Source organism: Pseudomonas sp. MF6767 (assembly GCF_016405475.1).
Lineage (GTDB): Bacteria > Pseudomonadota > Gammaproteobacteria > Pseudomonadales > Pseudomonadaceae > Aquipseudomonas > Aquipseudomonas paracarnis.
This window is the reverse complement of record NZ_JAEKCY010000009.1, coordinates 53,345-67,672: the sequence shown is the minus strand read 5'-3', so window position 1 is coordinate 67,672 and position 14,328 is coordinate 53,345. Positions and strand designations below refer to the sequence as shown.

Here is a 14,328-nt window from a genome sequence, read left to right as displayed (position 1 = left end):
TAATGGGCCTAGTCTAGCGCAACAATCAAGCCTTACTTAGCCCGAGGTTGTTATGAATACACGTCATGTCATCGAACTGTCGCCCTCGGGGAAAACCTTTGAGGCTGGTGACGAATTGTTGCTCGACGCCATGCTCGCCAGTGGCCTGGCCGTGCCGTTCTCCTGCCGCCGTGGCGCCTGCGGTTCGTGCAAGGTGGTGGTCGCCGAAGGTGCGTACCGGGCCAAACGCCTGGTGCCGGGTGCGTCGCAGCCTTCTTATCCTTTGGCAGCCAATGAGATGTTGTTATGCCAGAGCCACGCCTGTGGCGACATGCGCCTGCATATTCCCGGCTGGTCGCTGGATACGCCCGCGCTGGTAGTGTCGGCGCAGGTTCACAGCAAGCATGCGCTGGGCCCCGATGTGATCGAGTTGGTATTGATGCCCGAAACCCCAGTGGCGGTTCGGGCTGGCCAATACCTCAAGTTTCACCTGGCGGACGGTGACACGCGCTGCTTCTCGATTGCCAACCTGCCCGATGAGGACGATGGGCGCTTGGTCTTCCAGATTCGCCGGGTGAGTGGCGGGTATTTTTCCGAGGGTATCCTGGGTGGTCTCGCCGTGGGTGAGCGTCTGCACGTGGAAGGGCCGTTTGGTGCCTGTACCTGGCAGGACGATGAGGCGGCGCCCGTGGTGCTATTCGCTACGGGTACTGGTTACGCGGGCATCAAGCCTATCTTGCTGACCGCGCTCAAGCGCGATGTCGACGTGACGTTGTATTGGGGCGGCGCGCAATCGGCGGACTTTTATGACAGCGCTTTCCTCGACCACCTGATGCTTGAGCATCCCCGTTTTCGCTGGCATCCCGTGCGGTCCTCCGAGGGCAGGGTTCAGGAGGTTGCAATGAGTCATGGGCATCAGTGGGAACAGGCCCAGGTCTATGCGTGCGGCAACGGTGCAATGCTCGGCCAAGTACGCATCCACTGCCTTGAAGCGGGGTTGCCCAGCCACCGGTTTATCGCGGAGGCGTTTGTCGCCAGTGGTCGGTCAAGTGCTGGAGCAGTCTCCCTATCGTTTGACCCGGTGTGGGAGAAAGTCGGCCCGCGTTATTCCTTGGACGGCATGCTGGCTGCGCGGGAAAAATCCATACGTGCCCTGGCGGCGATTGCCAGCCAGTTGAAAGTCGGCATGACCACCGGCGAGGCCCTTGAGATGGCCGCGAGGCAACTGCAGGCCATGGGCGCTTCGCACACTTGGCATCCGACCTACATTCGTTTTGGCGCCGACACTGTTCGCCCTCCGCGCGAGGGTATTGATCGTCAGCGCAGGTTGCGCGCTAATGACATTGCCGTGGTCGATCTTGGCCCGGTGTGGGATGGCTACGAAGGCGACTATGGCGATACGTTTGTGTTTGGCGATGGGCCGTTGCACCAGGCCTGTACGACGGCCTTGCATGAAGTCTTCGATGAAACACGCCAGGCGTGGCTGCGTGGTCTGACCGGGCGTGAGCTCTACGACTTCGCCGAGCACAGCGCTGCGTCAAAGGGCTGGAGGCTGGCGCGCAACCTGGCGGGGCACCGCCTTGCGGATTTTCCCCATGCATTGTTCGAAAGCAAGGAGTTGGCTGACCTGGAGATCCCACCGAGTGAAATGGCCTGGGTATTGGAGATCCAGCTGTGCCATCCCACTGAGCCGGTGGGTGGGTTCTTTGAAGACATGCTGATGTTGCAAGGCTAAAGAGCTGTCATTGTTGCCGAGTTGTGTTTGACGCGATGGCCCCTGCAAAGCGAGATCTCACCCACACCGCCGATCCCCTGTAGGAGCTGTCGAGCTTTAGCGAGGCTGCGAAAGCGGTGGCTCAGGCGCTGAAGATTTTGCCTGTACCGCCGCCATCGCAGCCTCGCTGGGGCTCGACAGCTCCCACATTTGGGCGGTGTTGTTGTCGGAAGTTGTATTCGGCGAGATAGCCCTGTGAACCGAGATCAACCCAGCGCCGCCGATCCCCTGTAGGAGCTGTCGAGCTTTAGCGAGGCTGCGAAAGCGGTGGTTCAGGCGCTGAAGATATTGCCTGTACCGCCGCCATCGCAGCCTCGCCGGGGCTCGACAGCTCCCACATTGGGGCGGTGTTGTTGTCGGAAGTTGTATTCGGCGCGATAGCCCTGCGAATCGAGATCAACCCAGCGCCGCCGATCCCCTGTGGGAGCTGTCGAGCTTCATCGAGGCTGCGAAAGCGGTGGTTCAGGCGCTGAAGATATTGCCTGTACCGCCGCCATCGCAGCCTCGCCGGGGCTCGACAGCTCCCACATTTGGGCGGTGTTGTTGTCGGGAGTTGTATTTGGCGCGATAGCCCTGTGAACCGAGATCAACCCAGCGCCGCCGATCCCCTGTGGGAGCTGTCGAGCTTCATCGAGGCTGCGAAAGCGGAGGTTCAGGCGCTGAAGAGGGTGCCTGTGCCGCTGCCTTCGCAGCCTCGCTTGGGTACCAGATGGGTCAGAGCTTCGGCAATTGCCCGACGCGGCCCATCATTTCGGTGACGATCTGCAGGTCCAGCAGGAACTGGTCGACGGTTTTGAATTCGCTGTCGGTGTGCCCGGTGTACTTCTCTTCCGGGCGAGCCAGGCCGAATTGAACGCCGTTGGGCAGGTCGTGCACCGAGGTTGCGCCGGCCGAGGTGCCGAATTTGTGCGCCATGCCCAGGTTTTCAGTGGCCACTGCCAGCAAGGCTTTTACCCATTCGCCTTCAGGGTTGCGGTACATCGGCGTGTCCAGCGAGTAAGTGAAGCTCACGTTGACCTTGGCGTTCTTGTCCCAGGCGTTCAGCTTCTGCTCGATTTGCGCCTTGAGCGCCTCCGGGGTTTTACCTTTCGGTGCGCGCAGGTTCACGGCCAGTTTGAAGGCTTTGTCATCCTGCCCCACAAACGTCAGCGAGGCGGTCAACGGCCCCATGAAATCATCCGCGTAGCCCACACCCAATTTGCCGCCCAGGTAATCCAGGCCCCAGTTGTCGGCGGCATAGCGCGCGGCATCGGTGATGTGGTTGTGCTGGAGGGCGACCTTGCCGTCGAGGCTGTGGATCAGGTCCAGCATGCGCGCCACCGGGTTGACCCCGGTTTCAGGCTCGGAAGAGTGAGCGGATACGCCGGTAACCGTGAGTTTGACATCCTTGCCATCGACCTTGGCCGTCACTTGGAAGTCGCCACCGTTGCGCTTGGCATAGTCGGCACCGGCCTGTTGCAGGCTGGCGGCCAGTTCGGCGGGGGTGTCGCTGACCAGCGTGGCCACCGAGGCCGATGGAATCTGGTTGTTCGCCTTGCCGCCGGTCATCGCGATGATTTCTGCGCCTTTGCCTTCGCCCTTGCGCACCGGGAAGGTGGCCATCACGGTACCCGAGCCTTTTTCGGCGATCACCACCGGGTAACCGCCATCCAGCGCCAGGTTGTATTGCGGCACGGGGTTGCGTTCGAAGTAGTAAGGAATGGCATCACCGGCGGTTTCTTCAGTGGTGTCTACCAGCAGTTTGAACGTGCGCGCCAGTGGCAGTTTTTCTTCCTTGATCACTTTCATGGCGTACATCGCCACCACGATGCCGTTCTTGTCATCCTCGGTACCGCGGCCATACATGCGGTCGCCAATCAGCGTGACCTTGAACGGGTCGAGTTTGGTACCGTCTTGCAGCACCCAGTTTTCCGGGGTAACGGGCACCACATCGGCATGGGCGTGCACACCCACGACTTCATCACCGCTGCCTTCCAGGGAAATTTCGTACACGCGGTTGTCGACGTTACGGAAGTTCAGGTTGAAGGACTTGGCCAGGGCCTCGATCTTTGCGGCAATCTTGAGGAATTCCGGGTTTTTGTACTGTGGCAGACCGTCTACGTTGAACGTCGGGACTTCCACTAATTCACGCAAGGTTTCGAGCGCGGCTTTGCCATATTTAACGCGGGTGTAAATGCCCAGCAGGCGATTGATCTCGTTCTGTTGCTCGGCGCTCAGGGGTTTGTTGCCCACAAACGCGCTGATAGCCGGGCCGGTGTCGGCCGCTTTGCCCAGCTCGCCCTGGGCCAGAGTGCCGAGGAAACCGCGGAAATCGGTAACCGAGGTCTCGTTGAACTGCTTCAGGATTGCCGTGCTCTGGTCCGCGCTGATGTTGGCGAATGCGGGCGTGGCGACGGCCGAAAGGCTGGCGGCGAACAGGGTGGCAACCGCCAATTGCTTAAGTGGAAAGTGCATGGTTGAAGGCATTCCTTTGCAGGTAGTGAGTAGGAGATTTCTGACGGAAGAGACAGAAACATTTCCACACACTACCATTACTCAGGTGCCCAAGGTCAATGCTGGCCAGGGTGGGGCGCGGGATACTCTTGCGTCACGCTCAAGGCTCTAGCGTAAGGCCCATCCCACAGTTGTTCATGCAACTGGCCTACACGCCTGGCCATCGCCTCACTGCGCATCACCACCTCCAGATTGCGCGAATTATCCAGGTAGCCGCCCAACCAATTGCTGGTGCCGACCCACGCCACTTGCCCGTCGATCTCCATGGTTTTGCTGTGTATCACCCGCGCATAAGGGATAAAGCCTTGCTTGGCTTCGGGCAGGGTGACGATCTTGATCTCAATATTGGGCAGCACCACCAGGCTCTTGAGATAGGGCAGTTCCAGCGGGTCGGTATTCCAGTTGGACACCATCAGTTTGATCGACACGCCACGGGCTGCGGCGGCGCGCACGGCGTTGTCGATCACCGCGTAGTACGGCCGGGTTCGATCCGGTCCGTAGGACAGCGGCGCGTAGTCGAGCAATTGCACGCGCACCTCTTTTTGGGCTTCGCCCAGCAGGCGCGGCAGTTCCAGCTGTGAGTCGCCCACGCCGGGCGGGTTGTAGCGTTGCGGGCTGGCCACCAGGTAGTTGCCGGTACGTGCGGGTGCCGGGCCGCTGGCGGGTAGCGGCACCGGTTGTTTACCCTCCAGCGCTGCCTGGGCTTGCCAGTCTTGCTCGAAGATCGCCTGCACCTGGCCCACCACCGTTTCGTCAGTGATCCGCAGCCCGGTTTCGTGGATATGTTCCAAGGCGCGCCAGTCGAAATTCTGACTGCCGACAAACGCCTGCTTGCCATCCACCAGCAGGTACTTGGCGTGGATGATGCCGCCGCTCAGTTGCCCGTAGGGCAGCACGCGCAAGGTCAGGTTGGGAATGGCGCGCAAGCGTTCCAGGGTGGCGGCATCCGACAGCTTGATGCCTTTTTCTTCGAGCAGGAAACGAATCTTCACGCCGCGTTTGCCGGCGGCTTCCAGGTGTTCAAGCACGCTGTTCATCACCGAGCCAGGGTGGTCCGCGGCGTAGAACTGGCCGATATCAATGTGGCTTTTGGCGCCGTCGAACAGCTCGATCCATACCGGGCCGGGCTGGCGCAAATCGTCGGTGCCCAGGGCGGTGTCCACAGGCACGGTATGCACCAATTCAAAACCTGGAATGGAAAAGTCCGCCTGGGCCAGCGGACTGAGGAGCAAGCCGGTCAGGCCGGCAATACGCAACTTTATCGAAAGGGACATAAGCGTCTCATCGCACCAAAGGTAAAGGCGAGCGCCCAAGGCGCCCGCCCTGCAGGTCAGGCTGTGCGGCTGTGCAGCGGGGTGGGCACGCGATGAGTCACTTCATCCTGTGCGCGGGCGCCGGTGGCGGCGCGGATCAACAGGATCTTCAACTGGTCGTTGATGCGCTCCAGGCTGTCCTGGAAGAAGTTGTGGAACACCACGCAAAAAAGCGCGATGGCGATACCTAATCCCGTGGCAAACAAGGCCGTCCCGATACCACCGGAAATCTGCCCTGGGTCCGATACGCCCGCGGTGGCCAGCGCCTTGAAGGTGTCGATGATGCCGAGAATGGTGCCCAGCAGGCCCAGCAGTGGGGCGGCGGTGGTGATGGTCTCGATGATCCACAGGCTGCGGGCCAGTGGGGCGCGGGTCTTCAGGTATTGGGTATCGATTTCGTCGTCCAGGTCCTTGCGCGAACCGTGGGTCGCCTTCTGGGCCAGCACCGGCAAGATCATGTTCAGCGGCAGGCTGTCGCGACGGGTCAGGTTGTCCGGCAGGTCACGCTCGCCGTGCACATTGGCGCCCAGGGCGTCGATCAATGCGCGTGCCTGGCGGCGTACGTAGGCGAAGTAGATGCCGCGTTCGATGGCGATGAAGATCGCAATGGCCATCGCCGCGTACATCACATAGAAAGTGACGTCGTGGAGCAGGTTCATATCCATGATGGTGTTCCTCTTGGGGTGAGTCTTAGAAATTCGCTTCCAGCGAAACCGTGACGGTACGGTCCAGGCCGACGATGTACGCGGGGTCGCCATCGCGGAAACCGCTGTAGCTGGCCGCGTTGGTCTTGGTGGTGTACACGCCGTCCAGGTATTTCTTGTCGAACAGGTTGTCGACGTTCAGGCGCAGGGTCGCGTCCTTGACCACTTTCTTGTCCACCGGCAGGTAAATACCGGCGCCGAGGTTGAACACGGTGCGACCGGAAATCGCCTCGTCGTTGGTCAGGTCGCCGTAGAGCTTGCTGGTGTACTTGCCACCGAAGGTGCCGTAGAAGCGCCCATCGTCATACCCGATGTTGGCCGCCAGCATGTTCTTGGGCACGTTGGCGAACTGCTTGCCACTGGTGGGCAGCACGATGGGTTTGCCGGCGTTGTAGACGGTCAGGTCATCCTGCTGCTCGGCCTTGGTGTAGGTGTAGGAGGTGTAGTAATTGAAGTGGTGGGGCAACTGGCCGCTCCACTCCAGCTCCAGGCCTTTGTTGACCACGGAGCCGGCGTTGATGTCGGCAAAGTCACCGTTGATGTCCCGGGACGAAACCTGGCGGTTCTTGAAGTCCATGTAGAACAGGGTGGCGGCCAGGTTCATGTCGTCGCCGCTGTAGCGCCAGCCCAGTTCATGGTTCCAGCTGGTTTCCGGTTCGGCGTCGATCGAGCCGGCGCCTTTGTCGTAGAGCACGTAGTTCTGCGGTACCCGCATGTTGCGCGACAGGCTGTAGAACAACTGGTCACGCTCGTCCAGCTGGTATTTGAGGCCGGCGTTGGGCAGCAGTTTGTTGTAGGTCTGGTTACTTTTTTCCGGGCGTTCGTTGAGGCTGCCGTGGTTGGTGCCTTCACGCTCGACGTTCATGTAGGCCAGGCCTGCGATGAAGGTCCAGTCCGGGTTGATGTACCAGGTGTCCTGGGCCCAGACCTTTTGCGCAGGCGTCACGGTGAAGCGGTCGCGACCCTGCACGGTGTTGCCGTTGGCATCGACGATGGCGCTGTTGGAATCTGGCCAGGTGTCCACCGGCTTGCCGTTGCTCTTGAGCGGAATGAACGGCTGGGTCTGGCTCTGGCGTGCGCGCTCGTACCAGTAACCGAATTGCAGGCTGTGGTCGCCAAGGTCCCAGGTCAGCTTGGTGGTGATACCCGGACGCCAGGTTTGCGTGCGTGAAGGGCGGTAGTACACGCCGCTGTTGGGTGTGCCGTCGGCGTTGTATTGGGCGGCCGTGGGCAGGTTGCCGAGGTCGAACACACCGCCCTGGTTGGAGCCACGGTTGAGGGCATAGCTGGATGAACCGACGCCGCTGCCATTGCCCCAGTAGTAATACGGGATCACCGACAGTGCGAGGTTATCGGCCAGTTTGAACTGGGTGTTGAGCACGGCGGTGAACGTCTGGAACGGGTTCTGCGCCAGGGCGTAATAGCTGTTGTACTTGCCGTTGCTGCCCACGCTGGGTGTTGCCGGATAAGGGTCGTACTTGCGGCCATATTGCTGGAACTGCGCCTTGGTCAACTGGCTGTAACTGTTGTTGTCCTGCTCGTGGTACTTGAGGATCAGGTTGGCGGTGTTGCCATTGCCAGCGTCGAAAAAGCTGTTCCACTCCACCTTGTCCGCGCGTACCGCGCCCGAACCGCGCCACATCTCACCTTCGGTATGGGACACCGACAGCCAGTTGCTCAGGCCGTTGATTTCGCCGGTATTGAGGCGGGCAAAAGTCTTGCGCGTGGCATTGCTGCCGACGACCTGTTTGACGAAGGCGCCGGTTTCCTTGGTCGGGCGAATGGTCACGATGCCAATGTTGCCGCCGCTGGAACCAATGTGCGGGCCGTCGGATTCCGAAGCGCCCTGGGTGACGAAGATCTGGTCGATGTTTTCCGGGTCGCCCAGCAGGTTGGAATACAGCGCGTAGTTGCCGGAGTCGTTGATCGGCATGCCGTCCACCGACATGCCCACCTGGTCGGAGTTCATGCCGCGCATGGTGAAGCGAAAGCCCGACAGGCCGGTGTTGTCTTCACTGGAGATGTTCAAGCCTGGGGTGTACTTGAGTTTGTCGATGGCATTGCCGGTGGCCGCCTGTTTATCCAGTGCTTCCTTGGTCACCGTGGAGCGGCCCTTGATGCTTTCCTCCGGCACCATGTAACCGCCCCCGGCGGTCGCCTTGCCTTGTACCCCAATGGTGCCGACATCACTGTCGCTGGTCTCTGCCATGACCAGTCCCTGGCTCATGCTGGTCGCGGCCACAAGTGCCAGATGAATACGGGTGAACTTCATCACTGTCGTCCTGGTGTCGGGTGCTTATTGCACGCTGTAGTTGAAGGTGGCGGTGAAGCGCTGCTCATTTCGCCCCCCGAAGGCTTGCTCGGGGAACGGTTTGACTTGCTTGATGCGACGCAAGCTGTTGGTGGCTGCCCGGTTGAGCAACATGCTCGAGGCCTGGGTTTGTAAACCTGAGTCGAGGACGCGGCCCTGACGGTCTACCAACAGCCACACCACCACCTCGCCGCTCGGGCGTTCGAGGGACGCCTGGCGCCCGGTGGGGTACTGCTTGTAGGTGTCCAGTTCGTTGCGCAAGCCTTTGAGGTAACCGCTTTCCAGGGCCTGGCCATCGACCTTCGGTGGCGCCGGTGGGGCGGGTGTCGGTGCCGCTTGGGCCACCGGGGCCGGGGCTGGTTTGGCGGCCACCGGTGGCGGCGTTGGCGCAGGCTTGGCGACCACGGGCGCAGGCTTGGGCACAGGTTTTGGCTTGGGCTTGGGTTCGGGTTTTGGCAGCGGCTTGGGCGGTGGCGGCGGGGGAGCAGGCTCAGCTTCTTCCTCTTCGATCACCGGCGGTGGCGGTTCTTGCTCCACCACCGGTTCCGGTATGACTTCCGGTTCCGGCTCAACCAAGGCCAATTCGACCGCCGACTCGTCATACACCGGCTCGACCTTCAACGTCTGGGACTGGATACCCAGTGCAATCAGCACCAGGGCGATCAGGGCCGGAACACTGCCCAGCAGCTGACGCGCACGAAACAGAACGTACATGATCAGGACTTACGCGTGGCGATGGACACGGAGGTGAAGCCACCCAGGCGCAGGGTGTCCATCACTTCCACCAGGCGCGAAACCTCCACGCCTTTGTCGCTGTTGACGATGATCGTCGACTTGGTATCGGGCTTTTCGGCCGCCTTCAGCGCCGGCACCAGGGCCTCCACCGTCAGGTCCTTGCCGTCCAGTTGCAACTGGCCTTCCAGGCCCAGGGTGAGGATGAATTTGTTTTGCGGCTTGAGCTGCTGCGAACTGCTGGCGCTGGGCAATTGGGTCTTCATGCCGAGCGCGGGAATCACGTTCAGGCTCACCAGTACGAAAAACACCAGCAGGAACATCATCACGTCGATCATCGGGATCAGCTCGATGTGCGCCTTGCGTTTCTTGGGTTCGTCCCAGGTTCTCATTCCGTTACCCCGTCATTGAATTAGGGGCAAAACGCTAACAGCCAAAAATGACCGATTGGTTAACTTTAATTGACCGTTTAGAGGCTCTAGGACGCGTCTTTCAGAAAACTTACCGGTCAGTTTTCGGGCGTAATGAAACTGACACTCGGGGCATCCATGCTTGAGAAATTTATCTTGAGAGCCGGCCTCCATGCCTACTGCATTGCCTCAATTGACGACCCCGCGACTGCTGTTGCGCACCCTGCAAATGCATCAGGCGCAGGTGCTTTTCACGCTTGCCAACGGGCCGAAAATTGCCGACAACACGGCGAACATTCCATCGCCCTACACCTTGGAAACCGCGCAGGATTTTATTGCGGGGATCGCTGACAAGTACCGCACCGGTGAGCTGCTGAACCTGGGGATGCATGTGCGCGGCACCGACGAATTGGTCGGCATGGTCAGCCTGCGCATCAATGCTCGCCATCACTATGGGCACTTGGGTGGCTGGGTGGCGGCGCACTGCCGTAACCAGGGGTATGCGGCTGAAGCGGCGAGCGCGGTGATGGACTTCGGCTTCGAGGCGCTAGGGTTGCAGCGCGTGGGCAGCCAGTGTTTCGTGAGCAACAAGGAGTCGGCGCGGGTCATGGAAAAGATCGGCCTGCGTTATGAGGGTTGCATGCGCCAGGCGTTTTTAAAGAACGGCGTGTATGAGGACATGCTCGGGTTTGCCACCGTGCGCGACGACTGGGAGCGCTGTTCGTGAGTCGCGAAGTGGACCACGGCCGGCGCCGGGTCCTTGGCGGGCTGGCGGTCGCTACCGCGTTTTCGATTCTCAGCCCGTTTGAGCGCAGTGCCGGGGTGGATTATCCGTTCACCCTCGGCGTGGCTTCCGGCGACCCGTTGCCAGATGGCTTTGTGATCTGGACGCGCCTGGCGCCGTTATTCAACGCCGCGGATGGCCGTGGCGGCTTGAGTCGCTCGGTGCCGGTGCGTTGGCGGGTGGCCAGCGATGCGGCGATGACGCGCATTGTGAAGCAGGGCGAAGTACTGGCGACGCCGCGTTTCGCTCACGCGGTGCATGTCGAGGTGGCGGGGCTGGCGGCAGATCGGCCGTATTGGTACCAGTTTGAAGGGCTCGGTGCGCAGAGCCCGGTGGGCCAGTCGCGCACGATGCCGCCGCTGCAGGCCATGGCCTCGGCCCGGCTGGGGTTTGTGTCCTGCTCGCATTGGGAGCGCGGTTACTTCAGCGCCTACCGACACCTTGCCGCCGAGCACCCGGACCTGGTGTTTTTCCTCGGTGATTACATCTACGACAGCTCCTATGCGGCGGAGTCGGGCAAGGTGTTTCGTTCTCACGGCAGCGGCAACGCGCAAAGCCTGAGTGATTACCGCAACCGCTACGCACTCTACAAGACTGATCCAGACCTGCAGGCCCTGCACGCCGCGGCTCCCAGCGTCGTAACCTGGGACGATCACGAAGTACAGAATGACTACGCCAACCGCTGGTCCCAGGACCCGAAGGTGGCGGTGGCGCAGTTTCTCAAGCAACGGGCCGCGGCGTACCAGGCGTTTTATGAACACATGCCCCTGCGTGCCAGCAGCGTGCCGAAGGGGCCGGACATGCGCATCTACCGGCGCCTGGACTATGGGCGGCTCGCGCGTTTTCATGTGCTCGACGGTCGCCAGTACCGTTCCGAGCAACCCTGCATCGCGGCCAATGGTAGCCACCAAGGGCATATTGTCACCACCCCTTGCAGCGACCTGCGTGACCCTGGCCGCACGTTGCTCGGCTGGCAGCAGGAAGCCTGGCTGGACCAGGGCTTTGCCCAGTCTGGAGCGCAGTGGAATGTGATCGCACAAGACCTGCTGGTGGCGCCGCTGATGCAGCGTGACCTCACCGACCATAAGCTTGGCCGCTGGACCGATGGCTGGGATGGCTACATGGCGAACCGCTCACGGATGCTGGCGTCGATCGTGCGCAATCGCGTGAAGAACCCGGTGTTCTGGGGAGGGGATATTCATTCGTTCTGGGCCACCGACCTGCATGCCGACGCCTACAGGCCAGACTCGGCGGTGGTCGCCACCGAGTTCGTCGGCTCGTCGGTCACCTCAGATGGCCCGCCCTATGACGCGTTCATGAAAATCATGCCGCTCAACCCCCATGTGAAGTTCTTCGACAGCCGCCAGCGCGGGTACGTGTCGGTGGAGTTGGCGACCAACACCATGTTGACGAATTTTCGGGCGATCAGTGATCCGCGTGACCCGGCGGCGACGGTGTCGACGTTGAAGTCGTTCATCAATGAATCGGGCCAGCCGAGCGTGGCCCTGTAGGAGCGAGCTTGCTCGCGAAAAACGAAAGGGCGCCGATGGGAATCAGGTATCCCGCGTTATCGTTAACGGTCTTCGCGAGCAAGCTCGCTCCTACAGTGTCAGGGTATCAGCGAGGCTGTAGCGCACCGAGAGCGCGCCTTTTTTCTCCGACAACGCCAAGATCGTTACCTGGCCCAGTTCGCTCAACGCTTGAACATGAGTGCCGCCACAGGCGTACGTCGGTAATTCGCCGAAGCCGACTTCGCGGGTGCCGTCTTCCAGCGTCATATGGCGGGAATAGTCGGCGGCGATCCATGTGTTGACCCACTGCTGGAGCGCCTGCGCATCCATGTCTTGCGCGGTCTCGCCACGGATAAAAGTGATCTTGCCTTCGCCGGGCCAATGGTGGGCCTTGATCGGCATCCAGCCCAGGCGTTCGCCGGCATTGCCAATCAAGTGCCCCGCCGAATGCAGACGCGTATGCAAGGCGCGCCGCTGTGCGTCGACTCGTGCAACGACGAGGCCGGGCTCCAGAGGTCGGTCGACGTAGTGCACCACCTGTTCGGCTTCCTGCATGACTCGCAGCACCTGGCTGTCGCCGAGCCAGCCGGTGTCGGACGGCTGGCCTCCGCCTTGGGGATGGAAAATGGTCGACTGCACAATCACGGCGAATTGCTCTTCGTACGGGGTGCAACTGAGCACTTCCAGCTCGGCCGTCAGGTGGTCGTGGGTAAAAAACAGGCGCTCGGTCATCATCTACATCCGCATCAGGGTTCTGTGGGCAGTATAAATAGTGCGCAGATGGGTGATAATCCGCTCAATTATCAATGGACCTGTGCGTCATGAGCATCAATCTTCCTTTGCCGCTATTGGGTGAAATGGCGATTTTCGTCAAGGTCGTGGAAACCGGCAGCTTCTCCGAAGCGGCGCGGCAACTCAGCGTTTCACCTTCGGCGGTGAGCCGCAGCATCTCGCGCCTGGAACAAGCCCTGGCCACGCGCCTGCTGCAACGTACCACGCGCAAGCTGCGCCTGAGCGAGGGCGGCGAGGAGGTGTTCAAGCGTTGCCAGGAGATGGTCAATGCGGCGCGCTCGGTGATGGAAATCAGTGGGCAATTTACCCATGAAGCCGAGGGGCTGGTGCGGGTCAGTGTGCCCAAGGCGGTGGGGCGATTTGTGGTGCACCCGCATATGCCGGAATTTTTGCGGCGCTATCCCAAGGTGGATGTGCAATTGATCCTGGAAGACAGGCATGTGGATTTGATCGACGACAACGTCGACTTGAGCATCCGCATCACCGACAGCCCACCGCCAGGTTTGGTCGGGCGCCAACTGTTGCCCATCGAACATTTGCTGTGCGCGACGCCGCAGTACCTGGCCGAGCACGGTACACCGAGCCATCCCCATGATCTGCTCGGGCACAGTTGCATCTATCTGGGTGAGACACCGGGAGATTCACGCTGGAAGTTTCGCCAGGCTGGCAAGGCGGTAACGGTCGGCGTACGCGGCCGGTATGCGGCGAACCACACCGGGGTGCGACTGGAGGCTGCGTTGCAGCATGTTGGGATTGCCAGCTTGCCGTATTTCACCGCGCGGCACGCATTGGAAGCAGGAGATTTGGTGCAGGTGTTGCCGGGGTGGGATTTTATTGCGTCGTACCATGGCGAGGCGTGGTTGCTGCATTCGCCCACACGTTACCTGCCGCCGAAGTTGCGGGTGTTTATCGATTATCTGGTGGAGTGCATGGCCAGGGAGCCCACGCTGCACCGACGGTAGGAGCGCGGTTGCTCGTTCCCACGCTCTGCGTGGGAATGCCACCTGGACGCTCCGCGTCCTGCCTTTATGCCTGTGCACGGGTGACGCAGAGCGTCACAGGGTAGGTTCCCACGCAGAGCGTAGGAACGAGCATAGTTGTCAGTGCTTGCTCTGGTCCTGAGGCATCGCCAGCAGCTGTTTTTCCTGGTTCCAGTCGAACGGTTCGTCGTTCTGTTCGGCTTCATAGCGACGTTCTTCCAGGGCCTGGTACAGGTCCAGTTCTTCGTCGGGCATGAAGTGCAGGCAGTCGCCGCCAAAGAACCACAGCAGGTCACGGGGCACCAGGTGGGCGATTTGCGGGTAGCGCAGGATGACCTGGCTCATCAGGTCCTGGCCCAGGTACTGGCTTTCGATCGGGTCGATTGGCAACAGGGCGCGCAGTTCGTCGAAACGCTCCAGGAACAGCGAGTGGCTTTCCTCGGGTACCTGTTCGGCTTCGCCGACGGCAACCAGGATGCTGCGCAAGTGGTCGAGCAAGACAAGATGATCGGCAACGACGTTGGACACGAGATAAGGCCTCTAAA

At 61.0% G+C, this 14,328-nt stretch carries 12 protein-coding genes; 4 read left to right on the top strand and 8 right to left on the bottom strand.

Going from position 1 to position 14,328, the window contains the following annotated elements; genetic code table 11:
• Positions 1–52 precede the first annotated feature (52 nt).
• Positions 53–1,714, top strand: a complete 1,662-nt coding sequence (locus JFT58_RS15995) for a M24 family metallopeptidase (protein ID WP_054898858.1) — start codon at positions 53–55, stop codon at positions 1,712–1,714.
• A gap of 753 nt (positions 1,715–2,467) precedes the next feature.
• Here JFT58_RS15995 and JFT58_RS15990 read toward each other — a convergent pair.
• The 6 genes from JFT58_RS15990 to JFT58_RS15965 form a co-directional block, all read right to left on the bottom strand.
• Positions 2,468–4,207: a dipeptidase gene (locus tag JFT58_RS15990; protein ID WP_054897853.1), complete on the bottom strand. Its 1,740-nt coding sequence runs from the start codon at positions 4,205–4,207 to the stop codon at positions 2,468–2,470.
• Between the two features lie 95 nt (positions 4,208–4,302).
• Positions 4,303–5,520 (bottom strand): phospholipase D-like domain-containing protein, encoded by a 1,218-nt coding sequence (locus tag JFT58_RS15985; protein ID WP_054897854.1) that lies wholly within the window; start codon positions 5,518–5,520, stop codon positions 4,303–4,305.
• A gap of 56 nt (positions 5,521–5,576) precedes the next feature.
• Positions 5,577–6,224, bottom strand: coding sequence for a MotA/TolQ/ExbB proton channel family protein (locus JFT58_RS15980; protein WP_054897855.1), 648 nt, complete (start codon positions 6,222–6,224; stop codon positions 5,577–5,579).
• A 25-nt stretch (positions 6,225–6,249) separates the two neighbouring features.
• Positions 6,250–8,535 carry a TonB-dependent receptor gene (locus tag JFT58_RS15975; protein ID WP_054897856.1) on the bottom strand — a complete coding sequence of 762 codons (2,286 nt, stop codon included), beginning with the start codon at positions 8,533–8,535 and terminating at the stop codon, positions 6,250–6,252.
• Between the two features lie 24 nt (positions 8,536–8,559).
• Positions 8,560–9,288, bottom strand: coding sequence for an energy transducer TonB family protein (locus JFT58_RS15970; protein WP_054897857.1), 729 nt, complete (start codon positions 9,286–9,288; stop codon positions 8,560–8,562).
• A gap of 2 nt (positions 9,289–9,290) precedes the next feature.
• Positions 9,291–9,698, bottom strand: coding sequence for an ExbD/TolR family protein (locus JFT58_RS15965; protein ID WP_014717774.1), 408 nt, complete (start codon positions 9,696–9,698; stop codon positions 9,291–9,293).
• Between the two features lie 190 nt (positions 9,699–9,888).
• Between JFT58_RS15965 and JFT58_RS15960 the strand changes: the two genes are divergently transcribed.
• Together JFT58_RS15960 and JFT58_RS15955 are read left to right on the top strand one after the other, a co-directional pair.
• Positions 9,889–10,443 (top strand): GNAT family N-acetyltransferase, encoded by a 555-nt coding sequence (locus JFT58_RS15960; RefSeq protein ID WP_054897858.1) that lies wholly within the window; start codon positions 9,889–9,891, stop codon positions 10,441–10,443.
• Complete coding sequence (locus tag JFT58_RS15955) at positions 10,440–12,011, top strand: alkaline phosphatase D family protein (RefSeq protein ID WP_054897859.1); 1,572 nt, start codon at positions 10,440–10,442, stop codon at positions 12,009–12,011. The genes JFT58_RS15960 and JFT58_RS15955 overlap by 4 nt, the downstream gene beginning before the upstream one ends.
• A 90-nt stretch (positions 12,012–12,101) precedes the next feature.
• Here the strand turns inward: JFT58_RS15955 and JFT58_RS15950 are convergent, their stop codons facing one another.
• Entirely contained in the window at positions 12,102–12,743 is a 642-nt protein-coding gene (locus JFT58_RS15950) for a hypothetical protein (RefSeq protein ID WP_054897860.1), read from the bottom strand.
• 89 nt (positions 12,744–12,832) lie between these two features.
• Between JFT58_RS15950 and JFT58_RS15945 the strand changes: the two genes are divergently transcribed.
• Complete coding sequence (locus tag JFT58_RS15945) at positions 12,833–13,765, top strand: LysR family transcriptional regulator (RefSeq protein ID WP_054897861.1); 933 nt, start codon at positions 12,833–12,835, stop codon at positions 13,763–13,765.
• Positions 13,766–13,903: 138 nt separating this feature from the next.
• Here JFT58_RS15945 and JFT58_RS15940 read toward each other — a convergent pair whose 3' ends face one another.
• Complete coding sequence (locus JFT58_RS15940) at positions 13,904–14,311, bottom strand: PA2817 family protein (protein ID WP_003190109.1); 408 nt, start codon at positions 14,309–14,311, stop codon at positions 13,904–13,906.
• Between the last annotated feature and the right edge of the window lie 17 nt (positions 14,312–14,328).

Coding starts and splice junctions, on each gene's coding strand:
- JFT58_RS15995 (WP_054898858.1), top strand. CDS start 53: ATGAATACACGTCATGTCATCGAACTGTCGCCCTCGGGGAAAACCTTT.
- JFT58_RS15990 (WP_054897853.1), bottom strand. CDS start 4,207: ATGCACTTTCCACTTAAGCAATTGGCGGTTGCCACCCTGTTCGCCGCC.
- JFT58_RS15965 (WP_014717774.1), bottom strand. CDS start 9,698: ATGAGAACCTGGGACGAACCCAAGAAACGCAAGGCGCACATCGAGCTG.
- JFT58_RS15980 (WP_054897855.1), bottom strand. CDS start 6,224: ATGGATATGAACCTGCTCCACGACGTCACTTTCTATGTGATGTACGCG.
- JFT58_RS15950 (WP_054897860.1), bottom strand. CDS start 12,743: ATGACCGAGCGCCTGTTTTTTACCCACGACCACCTGACGGCCGAGCTG.
- JFT58_RS15945 (WP_054897861.1), top strand. CDS start 12,833: ATGAGCATCAATCTTCCTTTGCCGCTATTGGGTGAAATGGCGATTTTC.
- JFT58_RS15985 (WP_054897854.1), bottom strand. CDS start 5,520: ATGTCCCTTTCGATAAAGTTGCGTATTGCCGGCCTGACCGGCTTGCTC.
- JFT58_RS15970 (WP_054897857.1), bottom strand. CDS start 9,288: ATGTACGTTCTGTTTCGTGCGCGTCAGCTGCTGGGCAGTGTTCCGGCC.
- JFT58_RS15975 (WP_054897856.1), bottom strand. CDS start 8,535: ATGAAGTTCACCCGTATTCATCTGGCACTTGTGGCCGCGACCAGCATG.
- JFT58_RS15960 (WP_054897858.1), top strand. CDS start 9,889: ATGCCTACTGCATTGCCTCAATTGACGACCCCGCGACTGCTGTTGCGC.